This window comes from Nocardia sp. CC227C, assembly GCF_030767025.1.
In the GTDB taxonomy this organism is placed as follows: domain Bacteria; phylum Actinomycetota; class Actinomycetes; order Mycobacteriales; family Mycobacteriaceae; genus Nocardia.
In genome coordinates, this window is sequence record NZ_JASITE010000001.1 from 192,111 (window position 1) to 217,678 (window position 25,568).

Below are 25,568 nucleotides of genomic sequence, written 5' to 3' on the forward strand. Positions count from 1 at the left end.
TAAGGTGCCGTGTCATGGAATGGCTGTTCGCCCCGTTCGAGGTGTCCTTCGTGCAGAGAGCACTGTGGGGCGGGCTGCTCGTTTCCGGCATCTGCGCGCTCGCCGGAACCTGGGTCGTGGTGCGCGGCATGGCCTTTCTGGGCGAGGCCATGGCCCACGGTTTGCTGCCGGGCGTGGCGATCGCCACGCTGCTGGGCGGCAACCTGGTGCTGGGCGCGGCATTGAGCGCCGGGGCGATGGCGGCGGGCGTGACGGCACTGGGCCGCAATACCCGGTTCGCGGCCGATACCGCCATCGGGCTGTTGTTCGCGGGGATGCTCTCGGTGGGCGTGATCATCGTGTCGCGGTCGCAGTCCTTCGCCGTGGACGTGACCGCGCTGCTGTTCGGCGATGTGCTGGCCATCCGTGAGGTCGACCTCGTGTATCTCGCCGTGGCGCTGGGACTCTCACTGGTGATCGCGGTGCTGGGGCACCGCGCGTTCGTGGCGCTGGCCTTCGACCCGCGCACGGCGCACACCCTCGGGCTGCGTCCACGCTGGGCGCAGGCGGCGCTGCTCGGCCTGCTCACCCTCGCCATCGTGGCGTCCTTCCACGTCGTGGGCACGCTGCTGGTCTTCGGCCTGCTCATCGCGCCCCCGGCGGCGGCCACCTATTGGTCGCACCGGATTCCGGTGATCATGGCCCTGGCGGTGGCATTCGGCGGCCTCGCCACCTTCGTCGGATTGCTGGTGTCCTGGCATGCCGGCACGGCGGCCGGAGCCACCATCGCCGCGATCGCGGTGGGGCTGTTCTTCCTGTCGGCCGCGGCCTCCCGATTGCGGATCACGTTGTCGGCGCGCGCCATTCGACTGCCCGTCCCGAACGCGAACGCCCTGGTGCTGCTGGCGGCGCTGTCGATGGTGCTGGTCGGGTGCGCAGCGCCCGGTGAACCGGAACCGCCCGCCGAGGTGCCGCACGGGTATGTCGAGGGTGCCGAGGAGATGGACTCGGCGCAGTCGCGGCTGGTGGTCGCGGGCTCCGACGGTGAGCTGCGGGTGATCGATCTGATCACCGAGGAGATCACCGAATTCGACCGGATGCCCGGGATCGTCGGCCTGGTGGGAGACGACCGCTTCGGCTTCCCCGTCACCGCCGACACCACGCGCGTGCTGGACGGCGGCGGCTGGACCGTCGACCACGGCGATCACGTGCACTACTACCGCGCGGCTTTCCGGGATATCGGCGAGGTGCCGCACGGTGGCGCGGTCGCCGCGCACAGTGATACGGCCATTACCGCGCTGCTCGGGGCGTCGCGGACACTGCTGTTCGACCGTGCGGAACTGGACTCCGGCGTCATCGCCGAGCGCGGCAGCGTGGACGGGCTCGCCATCCCGTACGCCGAGCACCTCGTGACCGTATCCGCCGGACGCGTGGAGGTCCGTGCCCGCGAGGGTGGGGAGATCACGCCGCTCGCAGGGCAATGCTCAGCGCCGAGCGGTACGGCCGTCACCCGCCGGGGAGTCGTTTTCGGTTGTGCGGACGGCGCTCTGCTCGTATCCGCCGATGCGGGCCGATTCTCCGCGGTCGAGATCCCGTACCCGCAGCCGGTGCCCGCCGCCGAGCGCGCCACCCGCTTCACCCACCGCGCGGGGGCCACCACCCTCACCGCGATCGCCGGGGAGCGCGGCATCTGGGTGCTCGACATCGCCGCCCGGAGTTGGCATCTCATCGAATCCGGGCCGGTGCTGGCCGCCAATACCGCGGGTGTCGGGAGCGCGATCCTCGGCCTGACCGGTGACGGCGTCCTGCACGCCTACGACCCCGATACCGGAGCGGAAACCGCACGGGCGCAACTGCTCTCCGGACCGATCACGAGTGATGCCGCACCGGTCATCGAGGTCGACACCAATCGCGCCTACGTCAACGACCCCGCCGCCAAGGCGATCCACGAGATCGACTACCGCGACGACCTCCGCCGCGCCCGCACCTTCCCGCTCGACATCACCCCCGACCACATGGTGGAGACCGGCCGATGAGATCCCTGTTGAGCACCCTGCTGGCCTGCGCGCTCCTCCTGCTGCTGCCCGGCTGCGGCACCCGCGACGCGGACGGCCTGGAGGTGGTCGTCACCACGAACATCCTCGGCGATATCACCCGGGAGCTGGTGGGTGACGCGGCCGAGGTCACCGTCCTCATGCCGCCCGGCGCGGATCCGCACCAGTTCGGCATCTCCGCCCAGCAGGCCGCCGGAATCGATCACGCCGCCCTGCTGATCCACAACGGCCTCGGACTGGAAGAAGGCGTGGAGCGGCACGTCACCGCCGCCGAAGAGTCCGGTGTCCCAACCCTTTCCGTCGGCGACCGGGTGAACCCGATCGACTACCGCACCGGCGACGGCCCCGACCCGCACTTCTGGACCGACCCGGCCCGCGTCCGCACCGCCGTCGACGTGATCGGCGACAGCCTGCTCGCGCTGCCCGGCATCGACACCGCGAAGATCCGGGCGAATGTCGACCGCTACCGCGCCGAGATCGAGGCCCTGGACGCCTGGATGACGGACCGCTTCGCCTCGCTGCCGCCCGAACGCCGTCGCCTGGTCACCAACCATCACGTATTCGGCTATCTGGCACAGCGTTTCGGGTTCGAGGTGATCGGCGCGATCATTCCGAGCGGTACCGCGCTGGCCTCCCCGAGCGCCTCCGACCTGGCCGATCTCGCCACCGCCGTCCGCACGGCCGCGGTGCCGACCATCTTCGCCGACTCCTCCCAGCCGGACCGGCTGGCCCGAGTTCTCGCCGAACAGGCGGGTGTGCGGGTGCAAGTCGTCGCCCTGCACACCGAATCGCTCACCCCGCCCGGCGGGGGAGCCGACACCTACCTCGACATGATGCGCGCCAACACCGAGGCCATCGTCACCGGTCTCACCCCGCGCTGATCGTCGACAAACGTTGCGCACCAACCATGATGAGGAGCACGAACCATGAGTACCCGCAGTAGAGCCGCGTCGGCGGCCGTCCTGTCCGGCCTGCTGGCCTCGGCGGTGGCCCTGAGCGGCTGTGGCACCGAGGAGTCGGAGTCCGCCCGGCCGGAGATCGCGAACCCCCTCGCGGTCACCTACGACGGCGGCATCTACCTGCTCGACGGGGAAACCCTGACAGTCGGCGCCGACGTGAAGCTGGACGGCTTCAACCGCATCAACCCGGCGGGCGACGACACCCACGTCATGGTGTCCACCAAGGAGGGCTTCGGAGTCCTCGACGCCGTGCGGGGCGAATTCACCGACATCACCTTCCCCGGCGCGAAACCCGGCCACGTGGTCCGCCACGCCGACCGCACCGTCCTGTTCACCGACGGCACCGGCGAGGTCACCATCTTCGACCCGCACGACCTGGAGCGGGGCAAGCCCGACACCGAGAGCTACACCTCCGCCGCGCCCCACCACGGCGTCGCCATCGAACTGTCCAACGGAGAACTGGTCACCACCCTCGGTACCGAGGAAAAGCGCACCGGCATCGTGGTTCTCGATGCCGACCGCAAGGAGATCGCCCGCAACGAGGACTGCCCCGGCGTGCACGGCGAATCCACCACCGCGGGGGAGGCCGTGGTCATCGGCTGCCAGACCGGCGTCCTGATCTACCGCGACGGCGTCATCACCAAGGTCACCAGCCCCACCCCGTACGGCCGCATCGGCAACCAGGCGGGCTCCGACGCCTCCCCGATCACCCTCGGCGACTACAAGCAGGACAAGGACGCCGAACTCGAACGCCCGCAGCAGGTCTCACTCGTCGACACCCGTGACGCCAGCCTGAAGCTGGTCCCGCTCGGCACCAGCTACACCTTCCGTTCGCTGGCCCGCGGCCCCCAGGGCGAGGGCCTGGTCCTCGGCACCGACGGCAAGATCCACGTCATCGACCCGGTCGCCGCGACGGTGACCCGCAGCTTCGACGTGATCGACCCGTGGGAGGAGCCGCTGGAGTGGCAGCAGCCCCGCCCGACCATCTTCGTCCGCGATGACGACGTCTACGTCAGCGACCCGGCCACCCAGCGGATCCACCGCATCGACCTGACCGCGGGCGCCATCGCGGCCTCGGTGACCCTGGACGGCACCCCGAACGAACTCAGCGGCGTGGTCGGCGGCCACGACCACTGATCCGGCTGTTCCCCATCGCCGTGCCGGGCTGCTCGAGCCCGGCACGGCCCGTCGCGGTGGCCTCGAACTCTCTGCGACAGAGCGGGTGTCGTGTGCCGGGCAGAGTCTGCGTCCAGCAATCGGCGATTGCTCCACCGCGGTCTCGTCCGTCGCGGTCTCGTGCTGTCGCGGTTTCGCGGTCTCGTGCTGTCGCGGCCTCGCGTCGTCGCGGCCGCGCGCCACATCGCGACCCCACAGCATCGCCGCGACCCCGCGAGATCAGCGGAAAGCCTCGGCGTTCTCCGCGACCCACCGGCGGTAGGTCCGCCCGGCGGTCCCGGTGAGCCGCTGGACCGTATCGCGCACCCGCAGCAGCTCGTCATTGACATCCCCGCCGGTCACATCCAGCACCGCGTCCGCCGACTCCGCGCCGAAAACCTCCACCATGCGCGCCCGTGCCCGCTCCCGGCTGATCTCGACGACCTCGATCTCCCGGTCGAGCTCCGCCGCGATCGCCGCCACCTGCTCGCGCGGTGATATCCGGGCCGGACCGGTCAACGCGTAGGCCCGCCCCCGATGCGCGGGATCGGTGAGCGCGACCCGCGCCACCGCCGCGATATCGGCGGGGTGAATGGCGGGCAGCCCGATATCGGCGAACGGCACCTCGACCGGTTGTCCGGCGCGAATGGCGTCCGCCCACAGGAGGGTGTTGGACGCGAACTGGGTGGGGCGCAGCACGGTCCAGTCCATTCCACTGTCCTCGACCATTCGCTCCACGGCCGCGTTCTCTGCGGCGGGCCCCAGCCACGGATGGGTGAGCACCGTAATCGACGACACCAGCACCACGTGCCGCACGCCCGCCTGCCGCGCCGCCTGGAGAATCTCCCGATCCGGTCCGAACCGCGACAGGTAGAGCATGGCCCGCACGCCCTCCAGTGCTGGTTTCAGTGAAACCGGCTCGGCGAGATCGCCTTCCACCGCCTCGACGCCCGCCGGAAACGACGTTCGGGCCAGGTCGCGCGTGAGTCCGCGCACCGGCCCCGATCCCGCCTCGCGCAGTTCCGACAGCAACGCGCCGCCGATACCGCCGGTGGCTCCCGTAACGAGAATCACGACCCAACTCCTTCTGCCGACGAGCAACTGCCGACGACGCTAAAACCTCGAGTCGACTTGAGGTCAAATCCACACGATGGTCCCGGCATTCGATATGGGTGGCGTAGTTCTCGACGCGGACGCTAGGCTCATCGCAGCATTACAGGAATGAATACACCGGTGCGCAAGGCGGTTTGACTCCGAAAGGCATCCGGATCAGGGGAGGGAATCCGCACAGCCGCATGACCGGCGCGCCGGGCGACATCGTGTCGCCTGGTTCACGCGCGCCAGCCGTATTTCGATCCGCGACGCACCGCGTTCATTCATTCCCGGGGAGGGGTCATCCGACCATGAACAACGACGACCGACCATCCGGCACCGGCATTCCGCCCGCCGTATCGCCATTCGACGAGAATCCGACGGAGGTGCAGAACGTCTGGCCTCGTCCGGCTGCGGCGTCCGGTGCCCCGTCCTCGGATATCCCGCAGTCCCCGCCCGCACCACACCCGCTCGCCCCGCCGCCCGCACCGCACCCGGCCGCCCCGCCGCCCACCGGGCCGGTCGGTCACCCTCCGCAGGGCGTGCACGCACCGTTCGCATCGCCTGCCGAGCAGTTCGGATATCAGCCGCACGACGCGAATTCGGCGTTCCCGCAACCGGGCGCTCCCTGGGGTGCGCCGCCCGAGGCGGCGAATTCCGGTCTGCCGCACTACCCGCCCGCGCCGAACGGCACGCCGTCCCCACGGTCGCGTCGCTGGATCTGGGCGGCCCTCGTCGCCACCGTCGTCCTCGTCGCGGCCGCCATCTCGGCTACCTACGTGCTCACCCGCCCCGAGCCCATCGCCCTGGCCGTCGATGACTGCGTCTCGGTACTCGACCAGGACAACCCCGTCGAGTACGCCTGCGGGCAACTCAACGCTACCTATCGCATCGTCGCGCGCGAAAGCGTGGTCTACCCGGTGGAATCCGCGTGCATGAAGCACAAGGACGCCACCCGCGCCGTTCTCGACCGCGCCGCCGAAGGTTCGGATCCGGATACCGTGCTGTGCCTGGCCCCCACTCGAGCCAATACGGCCGACCCGGGCTCTGTCGAGGTCGGCGACTGTGTGACGGTCGTCGATGCGGGGGCGACGATCACCCGTGTCACCTGCGCCCCCGAGTCGGGCATCGCCGAGGTGCTCGCCACCGAACTCCACCCCGGCATCCCCGTCACCGCCCAGGCTTGCCGCGGTGTCCCCAGAGCCCGATATGCCTACGCCCATTCCTCTTTGGGCGGCCGTGCCCTTGTCCTCTGTGCCCGCGCCACCGACCCCACCTCGATCAACATCGCCGAGACCGGCGACTGTCTCGACGGCGATATGTTCGGCGTCGTCGCCTGTGACGCACCCACCGCCGCCACCCGCGTCCTCACCGATCGCGTCGTGTACACCAAACCCACTGCGCCGCAGTGCCTCGGTGTTGTCGGTGCCACCGGCTTCTACATGGGTTACAACGACAAGACGGACTTGGTCGTCGCTCTCTGCGTTGGACCCGCCGACCCGGCCGATGTCGGCTACGCCACGCCCGGCGACTGCGTCGTCCTGCCCGACGCGAACACCGATGCCCGCGCGGCGACGATCGACTGCTCCGACCCGGCCGCGCGGTACCGCGTGACCTCGCGCCACGACTCCGACGACGCCGAATGCCCCGGCCCCTACGCCGCCCGCATGACTCAGAAATCGAGCGTCGCCAACGGCCTCACTCTGTGCTTCGCACCCGCCTGACCGCCGCGGAGTCGGCTACCCCGCCGACTCCGCCTGCTCCACCGCCCAAGCGCAAATAGCCGCCAACGGCGTCTCCAACGACTTCCCCATCTCACTCAACGCATACTCCACATGCTGCGGCGCCCGATCCTTGTGCACCCGCCGCACCACCAGCCCATCCGCCTCCATCCCCCGCAACGTCTCCGTCAACACCTTCTGCGTAACCCCCGGCAACCGCCGCCGCAGCTCCGCATGCCGCCGCGGCCCATCCAACAGGGCGTAGATCACCAGAATCCGCCATTTGGACGCGAGTCGTTCCAACGCCTGGCGAGTGGCACAGGACTCCTCGAGTACGTCCGGAATCTCCAGCGCCATATGTCCTCCTGTACCGGGCAACTGAAGTGCTTGCCGTTGCGGACCGCCCGAATGGCCTTCGTCGGTTTCACCGTAGTCGAGGACAATTCGATGCCCTGCCAACACCTTTCCATGCACGGAGAAAAGTCGTGGCTGAGCTTGCGCAGTTAACTGCCGCGTTATTGTACTTTGAGGTCAATCCCAGCTGGCGCTCGACGTCACGGCAACCCCTGACGCGACACTGCTCACAGGTTGGTTCGGCGTGCTCTCTGCTGCCGTAGGGTTGTTCGACTTGCGGACGACGAGGGGGAGTGTTGATGAACGCGCGTACACTCGGGCAGGGCTTGGCCTTGACCGCCGTAGCGGTCGGCCTGATCGCGGCAGGTTGCGCCCGCACTATCCACGGCGAGGCAGTAGCCAATGAAACCGACCGCGCCGCCTACGTCTCCTCCGTGTCCAGCTCCGCCGCCGCGGCCACCTCCGCCCAGGTCCGCTCGGCCAAAGCCGCCGTCTGCGCGGGCTTCTTCACCTCAGCGGTCGATGTCAAACTCAAGCTCAGCTCCTTGAGCCGTGAGCTGGAGGCCCAGCAGGACCGTGCAGCAGCCCGAACCAAGGCCCGCGACGCTGGCGCCGCCCTATCCTCCGCCGCCACCACGGTCACCGACGCCTTGCGCGACAACCCCTCGATTCCCGCCGTCCTCAACGCGGCCATGTCGGAATACGCCAGTGCCGCAAAAGACTTCGCCTCCGAACTGAACAAGCTGGCCGTCGGCTCGACCTCGCCCGAGGTATTCATCGCCGCCGACGACCGCTACCGCGCGGCCCGCGACGCGGCACTCGACAGTTGTTCGTGAGCGAGCGGAACGCCCAGCTTGCTCAGGCGGTCTCGGTGATCAGAGCGTCGACGGCTCCGTTCGGCAGCGCGACGACACCAGTGACCCTGGCCTGTAGACACAGGCCAGCCGACATCCACTGCTCCCAATCGAGCCCGTCCTCCTCATCGAGGTAGCCTTCCAGCCCCTCGCCGCCGGGTTCGGCCTCCCGCCCCAACTCGAAGTCGCGCAGCACATCCCCGTGCCTCGCGTAGACGAATCGCGAATCCAGATTCACCGTCCACAGCACACTGACCGCCCGGCCGTAAGTGCCCGAAAGACGTTGCGGCAAAGGTGGTGTACCGCCTGCGATGCCGACTTCTTCGAGCACCCACGTCCATTCACCGTTTTGCCCGGCGAACCGCATTCCCGCCGTGGCATCGGAGAACATCGACGACATCCACTCGTCGAAGTCCGCGTCCGCAGGCATGCGGGCACCTCGCGGCCGCACCGTGTGGAACCCATCGAGGATGGCAGAGACTTCGGTGGACGACACCAGCGTCAGGCACATGCCCAACGGGAACCGATCCTCGATCTCGACCCATTCGAAATCCTGCTGATCCCACGAGTCAGCCATGCGGTCTCCTCACCGTTCATCTGCATCCGAGCAACGCGCTGCGACAACGCGGCGTGGATTGCCGGGCCGTCGGGTTCGACGCCCGGTGGGTTAATCGCTGGCAATCGATGTCGACGTTACGCCCGGGGACCTCGAGTGTGGCCGCGAGTGGCGGTCGACCACCCGTGTGGGATCTTCAAGTAGTCTGATCTCCGCGGCCCGTCGGGCACCGAAGCACCGCTTCGCAACTCAGGTGCTCAACGGCGCACCGACCGGACCCTCTATGGCACAACTCGCCGTCGATGCCGCAGCGGACGCCCGGATCAAGTACATCAATGCCACGCTCGAGGGTGTCCCCACTGATCCGAACTCCCCCAACGGCAAGCTCTTGGCCCAAGCGCGCTCCAGGCGGGCGGCTATCGCGGCGACGGTCCGGTCCACGGCCGGATGGGGCGAGAAGCGGGCCGTGAGCGTGGGACGAGCCAAGTCATGACGCCGCCGATGGTCGCACCGATCAGGAAAGGCAGCCAGTATGCGATCATGGTGTCCCTCTTTCGGATTCGGGATTGGGAGTGGTGCTCACCGGTCGCGGCGGCCCGTTATCGAGGTTCGATGGGTGCACCGAGCATGCGCTGCGCCGCGCGCAGGGTGCGGCATTCGTCGGGATGGCATGCGCGGTGCAGCGCGCACGCCTCGGCCGCGTCGAGATGGTTCATCGCGCCGTCGTAGTCGCATCCGGCCAGGGCCAGTGCCCTGGGGGAGACGTATTCCATGGGGTTCGGCCTTTCGGTGGTTCGGGTGATGGACCGCCGCCGTGGTCAGTGCCGCGCTTCGGGGTGGTCTGGGGAGGCCAGGCGGGTCCTGATTCCCGGGATGAAGGAGTTCGGACGGCTGAAGACCACTTCTTCGGGGCGGTCGGCGGGTTGCATGGTTCGCAGCAGGTACCGTGTACCGCAACGAAGTTCGATAGTCGTGTCGGTAATGGAATTGATCCTGCTGCGGGACAAGACGATTCCACGGGTCTCGGACAACTCGACTACGTGCGCGTCGATTGTCACCCAGGTGGGAAGTGGGTCGGACGTCATGATCGAACTCCGCTTTCGGTGTCGTTGGGGGGTGGTCCATGGCTGAGCAAGCCCGCTGGATCGGCCGCTGAGGCCAGCCGGATTTGCCTCCGGGCCTGCGGTTTCCGGTTTCTGAACACCCTCGAGTAGACACCCGCCCGGGCTATTCTGGAAGCTCCGCATCGAAGTTGATCCGTATCTCGTTGGGCAGCCAGCACGGTGCCGCCAGAACGGAGTGACCCGGATAGCGAGGCTAACGATATGGCGGGTTCCACCATCCCCCGGAGAGCGTTGGGCCGGATACTGCACGATCTGCGGATACAGGCCGGGAAGACGCAGTTGGCCGCAGGATTGATCATTGATGTTTCCCCACAGGTCATCGGCAGAATGGAGGACGGGATACCCGTCAAGGTCAGCGGAGTGCAGGTGAAGGAACTGCTGAGATGTTATGGGGCAGAACAGGAAACGGCTGATCAGGTGCTGACGCTGTTCGATGAGGTGAAGGCAGCCAAGGGCGACCCGCGGGGTGGGTGGTGGCGCGCGTACAAGGATGTGACGAGCAGCCATTTCGACCACTACATGAATCTGGAAGAAGCCTGTACCCGGTTGACCACTTTTCAGATGACGCTGCTGCCCGGCCTGCTCCAGACTCCCGGCTACCGCAGGTCGATGATCCTGGTGAAGGAGCCGGGGCGTTCCGCCCTCGACGTAGAGCGGGAGATCGAACTCGGCATTCGGAGGCGGATGCGTCTCCTGGAAGACCATGAGTTCGAGATGAATGTGTTTCTGTCCGAAGCGGTACTGCGGCACCGGGTAGGCGGTCCGGCGGTGATGGCCGAACAGCTCAGGCACCTGGCCGATATCGGGCAGTCGCCGAACGTGACCATCCGGGTGGTACCGCGTGCCGCCGACGGCTACATCGGCCTGGTGGTCGGACAGTTCACCCTGTTCGAGTTCCCCGCACTGCGGCACAGCGGATTACAGGAGCCGCCGGTCGCCTTCGTCGAAGTCTTCACCGGCGCGCTGTTCTTCGAGGACGACGAGATGATCGAGAAGTACCGGACGGCGGTGGCGGACATCGCTGCGGTGGCGTTGGATGAGGGAGATACCAGACACATGGTTCTAGATTTCGCGAAGGAGTACTCGGCGTGAGTGAGACCCCATCCGCAGTGCGGTGGTTCAAGAGCAGCCACAGCCAGCCGCAGGGCGACTGTGTCGAGGCCGCGCACCTTCCGGGGGGTGCGGTCGGGGTGCGCGACAGCAAGGACATAGCCGGTGCGGTGCTGGTATTCGGCGGTCCCGAGTGGGACGACTTCACCGCGGCCGTCCGGTCGGGCGAGTTCGATATGCCCGGGTGAGAGATCGCGAAGGCACCCTGTCCAGTCGTCGCCCAGCACGGCAATCTTGGTCTTGACACGCCAGACCTGGGCGTTCACGTGATGAAGGACAGGGGGAGACACGCGGCGGTCGCGACATCCGCCGCGCGGCAGTATCGCACCACCGGATGATGCGCCCGATCGGGTGCGGGGACAAGGGGGTCTCGGGTCAGGGGGTGTAGGACTCGTGAATCCAGTCGCAGCCGTCGACGGTGATGACATCGCCTTCGTCGAGCCGCACGTAGGACGGGCCTTCGTATGCCTGGATGTCGATGAGTTCGGACGAGGTGGCGCCCTTGTACGGGAGCCACTCGATGAAGCAATATCCGTAGTCGTCGGGGCCCGGCCCGGTAGTGCTGTAGAGACCGGCAAGCACGTCCTCGCCGACGACCTGGGTGCCCTCATTGAGCCATGTGCGCGGGGTGGCGTGTGCGGTGCCGGCGGTGATCAGTACGGCCGCCGCTGCCGCGGTGACGAGGGTGAGAGTGCTGCGCATCATGTGCCGAATCTTTCTGTGATGCAATCTGATCGGGAAACGCGGTGCCGAGAACCGAGTCGGTGTCCGCTGGTGCCGCCCAACACTAGGCGGACTGTGAAAACAATGTCAATCATAATTTTCAGATTTGACTTCCGCTCGTGTCTTGATGCAGGGTTCGGGGCGGCCGACGGCCCCGTCGGCGATTCCGTTCGCACGTCCGGCTCCGGCCGGATCACCGCGTCCGGTACTGTCACCGCACAACGACATCAGGGTGAGGACAAGGGCGAATGAAGGCGTCGGAGACAACATTCGCTGCACTGGTCCAGGGGGAGAAGCAGTTTCAGATCCCGCTGTACCAGCGCACGTATTCGTGGACGGACAAGCAGCTGGCGCAGCTGTGGAACGACATCTGTGAGCAGGCCGACCTCTTGGCCGAGGGGGATCGCAGCACGACGCATTTCTGCGGGTCGGTGGTGCTCGCGCCGTCACCGCTGAACGATGCGAGCTTCGCGCGCTGGCTGGTGGTGGACGGCCAACAGCGGTTGACGACATTGAGCCTGGCGCTGGCCGCGATTCGCGACCACGTCGCGGCCACCGATGCGCGACAGCGGGAACGAATCGACGAGCAGTACCTGATCAACAAGTTTCAGGATGGGGACGGATACTTCCGGTTGCTGCCGACTCAGGCCGACCGTGGAGCCTACGGCGAGCATATTCGCAACACCCATGGCGGCAGTGGCGGGGAACGAGTCGGATCGGCGTACCGATTCTTCCGGCAGGCGCTCGTCGCCGCCGCGGAGGATCCGGCGGAGCCGCGAGATGTATCGCATATCGAGAAGGCGATCACCACGCGCCTGACCCTGGTTCAGGTGGTTGCCGACCGGGATGACAATGTTCATCGAATCTTCGAGTCGCTCAACAACACTGGACTGAAGCTGTCGCAGGCCGACCTGCTGCGCAACTACCTGTTCATGCGGTTGCCGACCCGCGGTGAGTACGTCTACCAGACCTATTGGCTTCCGTTGCAGCGCAGCCTGACCAATGAGCAGTTGGAGCACTTGATGTGGCTGCAACTGGTGCTCGACGGCGGCGTGCGGGTGCGCCGCCAAGACATGTATTCGGCACAGCAGCGGCGCTTCATTCGCGACGGGGAGTCCGAAGCGGATATCGAAGCGTATGTGCGGGAGCTGCATCGCCGAGCACAGCAGTTCCGGCGCATTGCCGAGCCGGAGCGCGAGCCGGACCTCGAGGTGCGTCGCTCGCTGCGCCGCATCGACCAGTGGCAGGCCGCGACCACGCATCCCGTATTGATGATGTTGCTGGACAAACGCGAAACCGGGGAGATCTCCTCGGCCGAGCTGGCGCGTGCGCTGTCCTACATCGAGTCCTTCCTGATCCGCCGTATGATCTGCCAGCGCCCGACGCAGGGGTTGAACCGCATCTTCCAAGAACTGCCGGGGCAGCTCCCCGAAGGCATGTCGGTGGTCGACGGATTGCGACACGCGCTGTCGGGTCCCCGCCGCTACTGGTCGACCGATGCCGAGCTGCGGGAGGCCATCGCCACCAAACCCTTCTTCTGGCAGGGAAAGTGGGAGCAGCGACGGTTGGTGCTGCAACGCCTCGAGGAAAGCTATGAGCATCCGGAACCGGTGGACTTCACGAATTCGAAACTGACCATCGAACACGTGCTGCCCCAGCAGCCCGGGGACGAGTGGCTCGAGATGTTGGCGGCCGACACCGACACCGGTGAAACCGCGCAGGAGCTGCATGAGCGCCTCGTGCACACGCTGGGCAACCTGACGCTCACCGCCGAGAATTCGCGGCTGTCGAATCATCCGTTCCAGCGCAAGCAGGACCTGCTGGCGGGCAGCCACCTGGAGATGAATCGCCGGATCGCCGCGACCTCACGGTGGGGTGCGAGGGAGATTGCCGCGCGCGCCGCCGAACTCGCCGACCAGGCGATCAAGCTGTGGCCCGGGCCGATCGCGCCCACCGGCCGAGCCGAGGTCGCCCGTGACTGGAGTGTGCTGCATCGCGCATTGACCGTGTTGCCGACGGGCACGTGGACGTCCCTCGCCGACCTCGCGGCACTGCTCGGCTCCAGCCCGGTCGAGGTCGGCCAGCAGCTGACGCGTGCGGTCCCCAACGCGCACCGCGTGCTCGATCACACCGGTAGGGTCGCAGCGGGGTCGCGTTGGTCGGAGGGGCTGGACCCGGGCGACATCGTGGCGGCGCTGCGGGCCGACGGCATCAGCGTGAGCGCCGCGGACGTGGCCGCGGCGAGCCAGCGTCTGTCCACCCGTGATCTCGCTGATCTGCTCGGTATGACCGACTCGGAGGGTGCTGCGTTGCCGAAGGTCACGACCGCGGTCGCGGGCGAGCGTCGTGATCGGTTCGAATCGCAACTCCAGGACAACAATCCGGCGGCGGTCGTGGACTCCGTGCATTCCCTCCTCGAGTTCTGGGAATCCGTCGGCGGCCACCTCGATTTCGGTTCCGGGGCCAAGTCCACCAGCTGCTTCCTCATGTTGGAAAGGGAATCCGCCGAACCGATCTGGCCGGTGGTCATCTATCCCGGCAGTGGCGGTCCGGGGAAGCTCGAAGTGGTGTTCCAGCACCTCGCGGGGCGAGAACCGTTCACCGACACCGAATTACGGCACGAGTTCCGGATTCGCCTCAATGATCTGCCCGGCGTCGACATCCCGGAGGGCAAACTGACTCTGCGCCCCGGTATCGCACTGACGGCGATCATCGAGCCGACCGAGCACAAGCTATTGTGCGCTGCGCTGCTCTGGTTCCGTGATGTCGCGCTCGGCGTCCTGCCCGGTGCCTCCGTCGCACCGGGTCCGTGGAACGCGAATCCGGATCTGCTGTCGCCAGCGGTGGTCGCGCTGCTGACCGCTGTTGAGCAGCGCGGAATCGGCGCACCCGAATTCGGAATCGAACTGGGAGTGCATCATTGGCCGGTGGAGGCGGTGTGGCCGGAACACCGGGTGGTGCTGGTCGAGGGTGCGGACGCCGACCGTGACGCAGGGCTGGCCGCTGAGGGGTATCAGGTCGTCGGTGTGGAGGGCGCGGTACCCGAACATGTGGTGAGCCTGCTGACGCGGTAGTCGCGCGGCCGAGCGTCACCCGAGCATTCGGTGCCGCGGCATGCGGCACCCTCACCTCAGTTCAGCAGTTCGGACTTCTTCCCGTTCCAGGTGACCACCAATTCATCGCGCGCCCGGCTGGCGGCGACGTACAGCAGTGAACGCTCCCGGAGCAGCGCCTCGTCGCGCTCCTCCTCGGGAACGCCGCGCAGGATATCGGCCGCGGGCATGTGCCGTTCGCTGACTCCGGCGAGAATGACGCGTGAGAATTCCATGCCCTTGGACCGATGCATGGTGAGCACCTGTACGGCACCGGGCCGTGCCGGAGCGCGGTCGAGTGCTTGCGCGGCGATGTCGCGCTCGAGGAGGGCCGCGACGAACCGGTCGCGATCGTGCTGGCTCCGAGTCAGCACGGCGACGGTGTTCGGCTCGGCGCCCTCGTCGAGCCACGTCCACACCAGGTCGGTGACGCGATCGAACTCCTCGGTGGGCGTTTCGCACTCGACCAGCTGGGGATTCGGTCCCAGCCGGGCGGATCGGTAGCCATGGGTGGATTCCTCGCCCTGCTCGAGGTCGTGGTACTCACCGCCGGTGAGGACGTTCACCGCGAAGTGCAGATTCTGCGCCGTGGTCCGATAGTTCAGCGTCAGCCTGCGGGATCGGCCGACGATCTTGATTCCGAACCGGGACAGCACCACGGGTTGCCCGTAGATTCGCTGATGCGAATCCTCCGCTATGAACAGGTCATTGGGGCCTTCGGCGACCAGGGCCCGCAGTAGCGCCCAATGCGTGGCATGCAGATCCTGGGCCTCGTCCACGAGAACATGGTCGGCGAGAAACGGATGGTCCGAGCCGGCGCGCTGCCGCAGGTACTCGGCCGCCACCGCCAGGACCTCGGGAAAGCTGAGGCTCCCGTCCCGGCGGCTCGTCTTGCGGAACGCTTCCACCAGCGTCCATACCGACAGCCGCTGGGACCGGCTGAGCCGGACACCGCGGCCGGCACGCGCGACCTTCGCGTACTGCTCGGCATTCGTCACCTGATTGGCGAGGATGACGGAGACATACTCGTTCTCGAGAAAACCAGGATTGGCCAGACGCGGCTCCAGACCGCTCTTCACCGACTTGGCGACCGCTCGCCACACCTGATCCGTGTGCGTGCGCTGCCCCGTTACAGCGAAGTCGCCCGGGCCGAGTACCGTGCGGAGAGCCGCGCCCAGATCGGTGGCGATGTGCAGCACGGCCCCGGCGAGCTTGTCGATGCCCGCCACATACACGCCGGGCTCGCCCAGCCGCCGCGCGATCCGCACGTCGGGATCGAGCGCTCGCAGGTCCGCCTCGAGCCCGAGGGCGAGGGTCTTGTTGTATGTGGTCAGAATGATGCGCGCATTCGGGTCGCGTGCGGCCAGCATTCTCGCTCGATGGATCGTCACGACTGTCTTGCCGGTCCCCGCTCCGCCGGACAGCCGGAACGGGCCACCGAAATCCCGTTCGACGTAGGTGCGCTGCTCGGGATGCAGGAAGGTGCGCCAGGCCGCGAAATCGCCGCCCTCGAGTACGCGGCGCAGCTCCTCATTGCTGTCGATGAGCGTGAACTGCATCCGCGACGCCGCGCTGTCGAGCGCGTCGACGATCCGGTCATCCTCGCCGAGGGTGAGGTCGAGTGGCTTCGCGGTGAATCCGAGTTTGTCCCGAATGTCGTCGATGCCGGTGCCGCAGGCCAGTTCGAGTAGCGCACTGCCCTGCCAGCCGCCGACGTCGGCCGCGATTTCGTTGAGTACGTAGTCGTCGGCCGCCGCGAGCGCGCGTTCGGCGAGGTCGGTCGGCAGCCCCAACCGATCGGTGAGGTCCGCCAACGTGAAGCCGACCTCGGCGAGGTAAGGGACTGCGTCATTTCGGATGATCTTGCCGATCTGCCCGGTGTGGTCGTGCACAACGGAAGCCCGGCGGCGATCGGGCTTCCCATCCGGTTCCCCGAGAATGGCTTCCAGCACATTGTTCACGGGGTTGACCCGCAGCGTCGACTTGGCCGCCATGGCTATCGCCTCGTCGTGCGGCCAAGTGCCCAGATAGACGTAGTACCTCTCCCCGGCTGAACTGTCCACCCGGAACAGCACTGCGCGGAACTGTAGGTCGACCCGCCCGGTTCGGACTCGGGGATCGACCGAGTTCCTGATCGGTTCGATATGCAATCCCGGTGTGGTGTCGTTGGTTTGGATCTTCTGCAGGAAATCGAACACCTTGCTCTTGAGCGACCCGTCGAGCCTCGGCATCGACTTGTTGTGGGTTCCCATCACAACGTACGGCATCCCAGGCCCCCTTCAGGCATCGCGTTCCAACTCCAGAGCTTGCCGCAACTCGTCGACATCCGCTTCGAGAAGATCGGCGTAGGGACGTAGCGTAGCGGCGCCGGATTCGTAGGCGGCGTAGGAATCTCGCACCAGTAGTCCGGGCGGGCGCAGCCGTCGGGCTTCGGTGACACGATGTGCGAATTCGCTACTACGGCCTATCATTCCGGCTGCCTTGGCCGCGGTGATCGTCTTGTAACGGTCACAGGTGCCAGCATCGATCAATCTGAGTCCGAGTAGCCGGAATGCCAACGCCGAGGGGGTGACTTGGAGTTCATAGGAAAGGTTCGCGAACCCTTCCGGAGTCAGGCTCGTCGTGCATGTTTCACGCAGCAGATCTTCGGGCATGAGGAATGCCGAAGCGAAAGCGTTGGCGCGCATTTCGCTGGGGGATCGCGTGCGAGCGTAGATGTCGGTGTCGATGTGCATGTCCTGGTCATCGCCAGCGAGCAGGTGACCGAGTTCGTGCGCCAGCGTGAACCGCTGTCGGGCGGGCACCGTGCCGGTCGCGAGCACGATCAGTTTGGCGTGGGCGGCGGACGTGGCGAGGCCATCGAAGCCGGTACCGAGGTCGATGGCCGTGACATCGGCCCCGAAGCACGTCTCGACCAATCCGGCGAGGTTCGGTTCGACGATCGACCGTCCCGCCGCCGACAGTCGTGCCGTCGCCGCTGCGGCCAACCTGGTGCCCTGCTCTCGGTAGGTGCCGGTGGTGTCGACCGAGATCGGTTGCCATGGTTGCGGATAGCCGAGAGCGGCGATCTCGCCGCGGATGCCGATGTATCGCTGAGCTGTTCTGATCGCATGCTCGGCGCTGCCGCCGGTCGTGCGGGCCGCCATGGTGACCGGCTGCTCGATGCCGGTGACGAGCCAGTCGACCGTCACCTCGCACAGCTGCGCGATGCGGGTCAGGTCGTCGGAGGAGAAGCGGCGCACGCCGGTGAGCGATTTCGACAGTTTCGAGTCGTCGAGTCCCACCCGGTTCGCGAAATCGCGCTGGCTCAGGCCGGAAGCCTGGATCAATGCGCGAACGCGGTGGGCGGTGTCGGACACATGACGTAACGTAGCAGGGCTTGCGAATATCGCAACGGTCGACCGCGTTGCTCTGATGCGCTACCACGAGGCGCCTGGATCGAATCTATGTGCGATTGCGAAAATCGCAAACCTTCGCGAGGATTGGCATGCCGCCGCTTCGAATCGAGGTAGACGGCCTAGATTGAGAGGGGTGCGGGGATCGCTATGACGATCACAAGGGAGTGGGAATCGGGCGCTGCGCCGCGGCGGGCGCACCCGGAGGTGCCGTCACCGGGTCAGGTCGTCACCGTTCGCGGTTCGACCTGGGCCGTGGCCGACGTGGCGGTGCAGGGGCTGCCGCGCAGCCCGGCCGACGAGGGGGAGCCCGGCCTGACGCACGTCGTCTCGCTGCAATCGCTCGACGAGGATCGCCTGGGGGAAGAACTCGCCGTCGTCTGGGAGCTCGAGGTCGGCCATACGGTCGCACCGGATCAGGGGTTGCCGGAGACGATCTCCACCGTCGGCTTCGACGACCCGAACCGTCTCGCGGCGTTCGTGGACGCTGTCCGCTGGGGTGCGGTCACTTCGGCCGACGACGACTCCTATCAGTCACCGTTCCGCAGCGGCGCGAATGTCGAAGCATTCCAGCTGGAACCGCTGCGCCGCGCGCTGCGGTCACCGCGGACCAACCTGCTGCTGGCAGATGATGTCGGTCTCGGCAAGACCATCGAAGCCGGACTGGTCATTCAGGAACTCCTGCTGCGCCACCGCGCCCGGTCGGTGGTCGTGGTGTGTCCGCCGAGCCTGGCCCTGAAATGGCAGGACGAGATGCGGGAGAAGTTCGGCCTGGATTTCGTGATCGTCAACCGCGAGTTGCTGGCGCGGGTGCGACGCACGCACGGGCTCAACGCCAACCCGTTCCGATTGTTCCCCCGGGTCATCGTCAGCATGTCGTGGCTGCCGACACTGCGCGCGCAGCGTCTCCTGCGTGAGGTGTACGCCGATGCGGGGGATGCGAACTCCGCCCGCCGGTACGCGTTCGACGCACTGGTGGTCGACGAGGCGCATCATGTCGCGCCCGCCGGGCCTGCGGCGATCGGCGGCAAGCGCGGCTACGCGGTGGACAGTCAGCGCACCCTCGCCACCCGAGCACTGGCGCAGCGGTGTGAGCATCGGCTGTTCCTGTCGGCGACGCCGCACAACGGCTACCCGGAGTCCTTCACGGCGCTGCTGGAGATGATCGACGGCCGCCGCTTCACCCGCGGTGCGAACCTCGACGAACAGGCGCTCAAGGACGTCGCCGTGCGCCGACTCAAGACCGACATCAAGGACAAGGGCTTCAAGGCTCGTGAGCTGAAGAAGATCGTGTTCACGCCGAGCGAGGAGGAACAGGAGAAGTTCACGCTCCTGGACCGCATCCTGCGGGAGAGCGCCCGCAAGAACAACCGGGCACGCTCCGGCGACATCGTCGCCATGCTGTTGAAGAAGCGCTTCCTGTCGAGCCCCTGGGCCTTCGCGCTCACCATGGAGCTGTACGAACAGTCACAGGTGACCGGTCGCCTGCCAAATATGGACGAAGACGACGCCGAGTACTACCAGGAGGTGCTGGGCAGCGGCCAGTCCGACGAGGAGGAGGGCGCGCCCGAGCAGCCGGAGTTCACCACGTTGCGACGCAGCAAGGGCTCCGATCCGCTGTCCGCCGCAACCGGGGCGGAGATCAAGGCCCTGGTCGAATGGGGCCGTCGGCATGAGTACAAGCCGGATTCGCGTCTGCAGGCCCTGCTCGACTTCCTCGACAGCGTCTGCCGCCCGGACGGCAAGAACTGGACCAATGAGCGCGTGGTCGTCTTCACCGAGTACGCCGCGACCCTGGCATGGATCGAGGACGTGCTGAATCAGCGCGGATACCGGGACCGGCTCGAGGTGATCCAGGGTTCCACCGATACCGAGGAGCGGGAACTCATTCGAGCCCGCTTCACCGCCGACCCGAGCAAGGAACCGGTACGCGTCCTGCTCGCCACCGACTCGGCAGGCGAAGGCATCGACCTACAGACGCACTGCCACCGCCTGGTGAACTTCGACATCCCGTTCAACCCATCACGGCTCGAGCAGCGCATCGGCCGCATCGACCGCTACGGGCAGACCGAGACACCCCAGATCTTCCACTTCGTGCCCGAGCGCACCTCCAGCACGTTCGCCGCGGACCAGGACTTCATGCGCCGCATCGCCGAGAAGGTCGGCAATGTGCACCGTGACCTCGGCTCGGCGAATCAGGTGATCGACGAGGAGATCCAGGAACATTTCAGCCCGACCGTGGCCAAGCGCCGCGGCGGCAAGAAGAAGGAGACGCCCGAGGACGGCAATGCGGTCATCACCAAAACGCTTGCCGGACAACGGGAACTGAGTCGCGAACTGACCGAGCTCGCGCGCGATCACGCCGTCAACAAGACGCGCATGCATCTGACCCCGGCGAATATGCGCCGCGTCGTCGACACCGCGCTGGAACTGAACGCCCAGCCCGCGCTCATCGAATACGGCGACCAGGACACCGACGCCGCCGTCTTCCGGGTTCCCGCCTTGAGTCCGGCCTGGCAGCCCGCGCTGCGTGGCCTGGACACCCGGCTGGAGCCCGGGGTGTGGCGGCCGATCACCTTCGACGACGAAGCGGCTCGTGGCCGGGACGACCTGGTGCACATCCATCTCGGGCACGCGCTCATCCAGCGTTCGGCGCGCCTGCTGCGCAGCGCGCTGTTCGGATTCCAGTCTCCGGTGAACCGGGTGACCGCCGTGGTGGTGGACGATCTGCCGCAGTCGTGTGTGGCGGCCGTGTCGCGGCTGGTGCTGGTCGGGCGCGGCGGGGTGCGCCTGCACGAGGAGGTGTTCCTCACCGGCATTCGCATCCGAGGCAACGATATGGCGGAGGCCAAGGTCGAAGAACTCCTCGACCGCACACTCGACAACGAGAATCTCACCCTCGCGAGCGAAGACGTGCGCGCGGTGCTGACCGAGCGCTGGAACGAAGCGGGTTCCCGACTGCACACCCGGCTCTTGAACGCCATGACGCGGCGCGCCGAGACTCGTCAGGAACGGGTCAAGGACCTGCTGCGCTCCCGCCATGACTCCGATGTCGCTCGCGTGCACGAGATCTACGCCGCGTTCCGCCTCAACCTGCGCGATTCGCTGAAGAAGCTCACCGAGCAGCGGGCCGAGCTGGAGATGCAGCTGTTCACCGAGGACATGCGCCGCCAGTTGCGCAACGACATCAACGCCATGCAAGACCGACTCGACAACCTCGACGACGAGGAACAGCGCGAAATCGACTCCATCGGTGAGCGGTACGCCGACATCAAACCGCACGTATCCGCCGCCGCCGTGGTCTTCGCCCTGACCCCCGCCGACGCCCAGCCCGGAGCTCTGACCCGATGACCACAGCCACCAGGAAGTCTCGCGCCCGCGCCGCCACCCGGTCGGTCACCGACATGCACCGGGCGTGGCTGGAGCTGGTCGACACCGAGGGACCGTTCCTGTCGATCCCCGTGCTGAAGCGGGTGTGGCCGACCGGTATGCCGCCGATGAACGCGGACGCCCTCGAGACCCTGCGGGACGCCAAGCCTGCATTCGAAAAGGCTTGGGAGGAATGGGATTCCCACCGCGAGGATGCTGAGACGGGTGATCGCTACCTGGTCGCTCGTAATAAATGGGTCGATACCATCCTGCGCGAGGTGATCGGCTGGGGACCGATGTACACCACCTCAGTCGCGGAGGTGAAGTCCCCGAACGGCGTTGTCACCGTACGCGCCACCGGCGCACTGGTGCACCGTGAACTCACCGGCGCACTGGTGCTGCTAGTCGATCCCGTCGACTCGCTGCGAGATCCGCTCGACGACGGCTGGGCGGCCAGCCCCATCGACCGCATGGAAGAACTGTTGCGTTCCGCCGGTGTCGGCATCGGCGTGGTCACCGACGGCCGTTGGTGGGCGGTGGTGTCCGCCCGCAAGGACACCATGGTCGCCTCCGGTGTGGTGGACGCGCAGACCTGGATCGAGGAACCGTTCACCCGCAACGCCTTCGTCGAGATCCTCAACCGCAAGTACCTGGTCGGCGGCAAGGCGGAGAACCGGCTCACCGAACTGTTCGGCGAGTCCGTCGCTGCCGCCGAGGAGATCACCGAGGCGCTCGGCACCCAGGTCAAGCAGGCGGTCGAACTGCTGGTGCAGGCGCTGTCGGAAGCCTCCCTGGAAGCCGGCACTCGCGGCGAACCGGACCCCTTGCCCGCCCAGCGCTCGCAGGTGTACGAGGCCGCCGTCACCGTCATGATGCGGGTGGTGTTCCTGCTGTTCGCCGAGGAACGCAACCTGCTGCCGCAGAGCGGCCTGTTCACCGCCGGGTACGGCATCACCGACCGTCTCGACGTCCTCGACCAGCGAGCGCGGGAGGAGAGCACCGAGGTCCTCGACAGCACCTACCTCACCTGGCACCGCCTGCTCGCCACCTCGGAGGCCCTGTATCGGGGCGCGTCCTTCGAGGACATCCGCATCCCGTCCTACGGCGGGTCCCTGTTCGACCCGGACCGCTTCGAATTCCTCACCGCCCGCACCGAAGCCGGCACCCTCGCGGTGCGCGTCAGCGACCGCGTCATGCTCGAGGTGCTGCGCGCGGTCCAGATCGCCGCTCCGAAGGGCCAGGACGCCCGCCGCATCTCCTTCCGCGACGTCGACGTCGAGCAGATCGGCTACATCTACGAGGGCCTGCTCGGCTACTCGTGCGCGCCCGTGGAAGAAGTCACCGTCGGCCTCATCGGGCCCAAGGGCGTCGAGCCGGAAATCACCCTGCGGGAGCTGGAAGCCCTCGCCGCCGCCAATCCGGACCCCGCCACACTCGCCGAGGAAATCGTCGCTTGGGCCAAGGACAGTCAGCCCGCCGCCAAGCTGCCCACCAAAACCGCGCTCGCCAAGGCGATCCGCACCACCGGCGAGATCGAGGACGCCGAGAACGCGGTCCGCAACGCCACGAGCGACGAAGCGCTCCGCGAGCGCCTGCGCCCCTTCATCGGCATCATCCGCCGCGATCTGCGCAACCGGCCATTCGTGGTGGCCGAGGGCGGAGTGATCGTCGTCGAAACGCCCTCGCGGTCATCGGCGGGCGCGCACTACACCCCGCGCTCCCTAGCCGAGGAAGTCGTCAAACACGCCCTCGAACCGCTCGTCTACTCGCCAGGCCCGCACCAGACCGCCGACCGCGACTCCTGGCGGCTCATCGCGCCCGAACTCATCCTCGAACTCAAGGTCGCCGACATCGCCTGCGGCTCCGGCGCATTCCTCGTCGCCGCCGCGCGCTTCCTGGCCGCCCGACTGGTTGAATCCCGCCGCGAGTTCTACGGTGTGACCGGCCCCGCCCACGACCTGCACCTGCACGCCATCCGCGAGGTGGTCGCCCACTGCCTCTACGGCGCGGACATCAACCCCATGGCCGTCGAGATGTGCAAGCTGTCGCTCTGGCTGGTCTCCCTCGACCCCAAACTGCCGTTCTCCTTCGTGGACGACAAAGTGCTGCACGGCAATTCGCTGCTCGGCCTCACCGACGTGCGCCAGCTCAAGAGCCTGCACATCTACCCGAACACGGCGGCGCAGGACGACCTGTTCAACCAGTCCGGAGCCGAGATCGACGACATCCTGCACCGGGCATCCATCCTGCGCCGCAACCTCGCCTCCGAGGTCGACAACAGCGACCCGCAACGGTCGGTGACGACCAAGCGGCGGCAGTGGCGGCACTACCAGGAGTTGACGGCGCGGCTGCGGGCGATCGCCGATGGGGTTGTCGCGGCGGGACTAATGCACGGGGGGAAGCCAGGGAAGGCACTCAACGAGGCGTATGAGAATCTGAGAGTCGCTGTAGAATATGCGTTTCCACAGGATGGGCGCGACCCCGATACTGGGATGCTCGATCGCGTCATCGGTGCGGGGCTTACGCCCACTGTGCTGACCGACTATGCGTGCTGGACGCCGCTGCACTGGGTACTCGAGGTGCCGGATGTAATGGAACGCGGCGGGTTTGATGCTGTAATAGGAAACCCTCCTTTTATCGCGGGATCCGAAATATCCGGGGTGATGGGAACCAATATTCGTGACTTTATCGTGAACGCAGTGGCCGGCGGTAAGCGAGGCAACGCTGACTTCGTCGCCTACTTTTTCGTTCGCGCGCATGAAATCGTTAGGGGAATAGGCATTATTGGCCTTATTGCAACCAATACGATTGCGCAACTGCGAACACGTGAAGTCGGATTGGAAACATTGGTCGAATCTGGTCTTACTATTACGAGGTCAATTCAGAGCAGGAAGTGGCCTTCATCGAGTGCTAGTATTGAATACGCCGCCGTTTGGGGAACCTGGAGAGACGTTGATCCCAGTGCTCCGATTGTCGCAGATGGGGTTCCGGTTCGTAAAATATCGACGCTGCTTGAGTCGGTTGGAAGGGTTGGCGGTATCCCGTCTAGGTTGACTGAAAACCGAAGGATTTGTTTCGAAGGATGTAAGCCTAACGGGGCGGGGTTCGTTGTCGATGCGTCTACCGCTCAGTCTTGGATTGCTAGCGATAATTCCCTGAAAGAGGTGCTATTCCCTTTTCTGGGCGGTGCGGATCTGAATTCTCAACCCACTGCGTCCGCAACACGGTGGGTCATCGACTTCTATGGTCTTGCTGAGGAAGATATACGAAATTATCCGCAGGCCTTTTGTCGTGTTGTGGAACGAGTGAAACCAGTGAGGGTGACCAATAGGGGGGCGTTGAGTAGAACTCCCTGGTGGGTATTTGAGCGGCCTCGCCCACTGATGCGAGAGGCTATTTCCAATCTTGAGACGGTGCTATGTATAGCTTTGACGAGCAGTACGGTGATGCCGATGCGTGTGTCGAATGGTCAGGTCTTCGGTAATTCGCTCGGTGTATTCGCTGTAGAGTCCTACGCTGATCTTGCGATTCTTTCCTCGTGCTTACATCAGCTTTGGGCTATTACCTATGGATCTACAATGCGCACTGACATTCGGTATACGCCCTCTGATGTGTTCGAGACATTTCCCCGCCCCCGACCCAGTGGGCAGTTGATGTCGGCTGGTCATAACCTGCATGTAGTACGCAGCGAGATAATGCAGCGCAGAGAACTCGGGTTGACCAAGCTATACAATCTTGTGAACGACCCGGAGGCTTCGGGCGCAGCAGACCCCGACGTTAGGTTGTTGCGGCGCCTTCACGAGGAGCTCGATCATGTCGCAATGGCCGCCTATGGTTGGGATGACGTTTCTCTAGATCACGGGTTTCACTCCTATCGCCAAATGCAACGTTGGACGGTCAGTCCGGCAGCTCGCGCAGAAATCCTGGATCGCCTGCTTGAGGAGAACCATCGCCGTGCCGCCATTCAAGGCGACGCCCTGATTGCTGACGCCGACGCGGAGGAGGACGAGTGAACGGTTCCACCCAGGGAG

Annotated in this window: 18 protein-coding genes; 11 read left to right on the plus strand and 7 right to left on the minus strand. The window is 66.3% G+C overall.

Annotated features, from left to right (window positions below; all coding sequences use genetic code 11):
* Positions 1-14 precede the first annotated feature (14 nt).
* The 3 genes from aztB to aztD are packed head-to-tail and all read left to right on the plus strand — an operon-like array spanning position 15 to position 4,129.
* A complete protein-coding gene (aztB, locus tag QMO76_RS00880; RefSeq protein ID WP_306359186.1) occupies positions 15-2,015 on the plus strand; it encodes a zinc ABC transporter permease AztB in 2,001 nt (666 codons plus the stop codon).
* Complete coding sequence (gene aztC, locus QMO76_RS00885) at positions 2,012-2,914, plus strand: zinc ABC transporter substrate-binding protein AztC (protein ID WP_306359187.1); 903 nt, start codon at positions 2,012-2,014, stop codon at positions 2,912-2,914. Before aztB ends, aztC begins: the two co-directional genes overlap by 4 nt.
* 45 nt (positions 2,915-2,959) lie before the next feature.
* A complete protein-coding gene (gene aztD, locus QMO76_RS00890) occupies positions 2,960-4,129 on the plus strand; it encodes a zinc metallochaperone AztD (protein WP_306359188.1) in 1,170 nt (389 codons plus the stop codon).
* Positions 4,130-4,387: 258 nt separating this feature from the next.
* Here the strand turns inward: aztD and QMO76_RS00895 are convergent, their stop codons facing one another.
* Entirely contained in the window at positions 4,388-5,221 is an 834-nt protein-coding gene (locus QMO76_RS00895) for an SDR family oxidoreductase (protein ID WP_306359189.1), read from the minus strand.
* 329 nt (positions 5,222-5,550) lie between these two features.
* On the opposite strand from QMO76_RS00895, the gene QMO76_RS00900 reads away from it, so the two are divergent.
* Positions 5,551-6,963 (plus strand): hypothetical protein, encoded by a 1,413-nt coding sequence (locus QMO76_RS00900; RefSeq protein ID WP_306359190.1) that lies wholly within the window; start codon positions 5,551-5,553, stop codon positions 6,961-6,963.
* Positions 6,964-6,978: 15 nt separating this feature from the next.
* On the opposite strand, the gene QMO76_RS00905 is transcribed toward QMO76_RS00900, so the two are convergent.
* Entirely contained in the window at positions 6,979-7,317 is a 339-nt protein-coding gene (locus QMO76_RS00905; RefSeq protein WP_306359191.1) for a helix-turn-helix domain-containing protein, read from the minus strand.
* Between the two features lie 323 nt (positions 7,318-7,640).
* On the opposite strand from QMO76_RS00905, the gene QMO76_RS00910 reads away from it, so the two are divergent.
* Positions 7,641-8,150, plus strand: coding sequence for a hypothetical protein (locus QMO76_RS00910; RefSeq protein ID WP_306359192.1), 510 nt, complete (start codon positions 7,641-7,643; stop codon positions 8,148-8,150).
* A gap of 22 nt (positions 8,151-8,172) precedes the next feature.
* Here the strand turns inward: QMO76_RS00910 and QMO76_RS00915 are convergent, their stop codons facing one another.
* Positions 8,173-8,745, minus strand: a complete 573-nt coding sequence (locus QMO76_RS00915) for a DUF6461 domain-containing protein (protein ID WP_306359193.1) — start codon at positions 8,743-8,745, stop codon at positions 8,173-8,175.
* A gap of 262 nt (positions 8,746-9,007) precedes the next feature.
* On the opposite strand from QMO76_RS00915, the gene QMO76_RS00920 reads away from it, so the two are divergent.
* Positions 9,008-9,217 carry a hypothetical protein gene (locus QMO76_RS00920; RefSeq protein WP_306359194.1) on the plus strand — a complete coding sequence of 70 codons (210 nt, stop codon included), beginning with the start codon at positions 9,008-9,010 and terminating at the stop codon, positions 9,215-9,217.
* Positions 9,218-9,323: 106 nt separating this feature from the next.
* Here QMO76_RS00920 and QMO76_RS00925 read toward each other — a convergent pair whose 3' ends face one another.
* Positions 9,324-9,497, minus strand: a complete 174-nt coding sequence (locus tag QMO76_RS00925) for a hypothetical protein (protein ID WP_306359195.1) — start codon at positions 9,495-9,497, stop codon at positions 9,324-9,326.
* Positions 9,498-10,049: 552 nt separating this feature from the next.
* Between QMO76_RS00925 and QMO76_RS00930 the strand changes: the two genes are divergently transcribed.
* Together QMO76_RS00930 and QMO76_RS00935 are read left to right on the plus strand one after the other, a co-directional pair.
* Positions 10,050-10,940 carry a helix-turn-helix transcriptional regulator gene (locus QMO76_RS00930; RefSeq protein WP_306359196.1) on the plus strand — a complete coding sequence of 297 codons (891 nt, stop codon included), beginning with the start codon at positions 10,050-10,052 and terminating at the stop codon, positions 10,938-10,940.
* The gene (locus QMO76_RS00935; RefSeq protein ID WP_306359197.1) at positions 10,937-11,146 is read left to right on the plus strand and encodes a DUF397 domain-containing protein; all 210 of its coding nucleotides are present in this window, start codon (positions 10,937-10,939) and stop codon (positions 11,144-11,146) included. The genes QMO76_RS00930 and QMO76_RS00935 overlap by 4 nt, the downstream gene beginning before the upstream one ends.
* A 187-nt stretch (positions 11,147-11,333) precedes the next feature.
* Here the strand turns inward: QMO76_RS00935 and QMO76_RS00940 are convergent, their stop codons facing one another.
* The gene (locus QMO76_RS00940; RefSeq protein ID WP_306359198.1) at positions 11,334-11,663 is read right to left on the minus strand and encodes a hypothetical protein; all 330 of its coding nucleotides are present in this window, start codon (positions 11,661-11,663) and stop codon (positions 11,334-11,336) included.
* 266 nt (positions 11,664-11,929) lie between these two features.
* Here QMO76_RS00940 and QMO76_RS00945 point away from each other — a divergent pair, with 266 nt between their 5' ends.
* Positions 11,930-14,755, plus strand: coding sequence for a DUF262 domain-containing protein (locus QMO76_RS00945; protein ID WP_306359199.1), 2,826 nt, complete (start codon positions 11,930-11,932; stop codon positions 14,753-14,755).
* A 56-nt stretch (positions 14,756-14,811) separates the two neighbouring features.
* Here the strand turns inward: QMO76_RS00945 and QMO76_RS00950 are convergent, their stop codons facing one another.
* Both QMO76_RS00950 and QMO76_RS00955 read right to left on the minus strand, forming a co-directional pair.
* Positions 14,812-17,040, minus strand: a complete 2,229-nt coding sequence (locus QMO76_RS00950; RefSeq protein WP_306359200.1) for a 3'-5' exonuclease — start codon at positions 17,038-17,040, stop codon at positions 14,812-14,814.
* A gap of 12 nt (positions 17,041-17,052) precedes the next feature.
* Positions 17,053-18,132 (minus strand): XRE family transcriptional regulator, encoded by a 1,080-nt coding sequence (locus tag QMO76_RS00955; protein ID WP_306359201.1) that lies wholly within the window; start codon positions 18,130-18,132, stop codon positions 17,053-17,055.
* A 186-nt stretch (positions 18,133-18,318) separates the two neighbouring features.
* Between QMO76_RS00955 and drmD the strand changes: the two genes are divergently transcribed.
* Both drmD and QMO76_RS00965 read left to right on the plus strand, forming a co-directional pair.
* On the plus strand, positions 18,319-21,519 hold the full coding sequence (gene drmD, locus QMO76_RS00960; RefSeq protein ID WP_306359202.1) for a DISARM system SNF2-like helicase DrmD: 3,201 nt from the start codon (positions 18,319-18,321) through the stop codon (positions 21,517-21,519).
* Positions 21,516-25,550 (plus strand): Eco57I restriction-modification methylase domain-containing protein, encoded by a 4,035-nt coding sequence (locus QMO76_RS00965; protein ID WP_306359203.1) that lies wholly within the window; start codon positions 21,516-21,518, stop codon positions 25,548-25,550. The genes drmD and QMO76_RS00965 overlap by 4 nt, the downstream gene beginning before the upstream one ends.
* Positions 25,551-25,568: the final 18 nt, after the last annotated feature.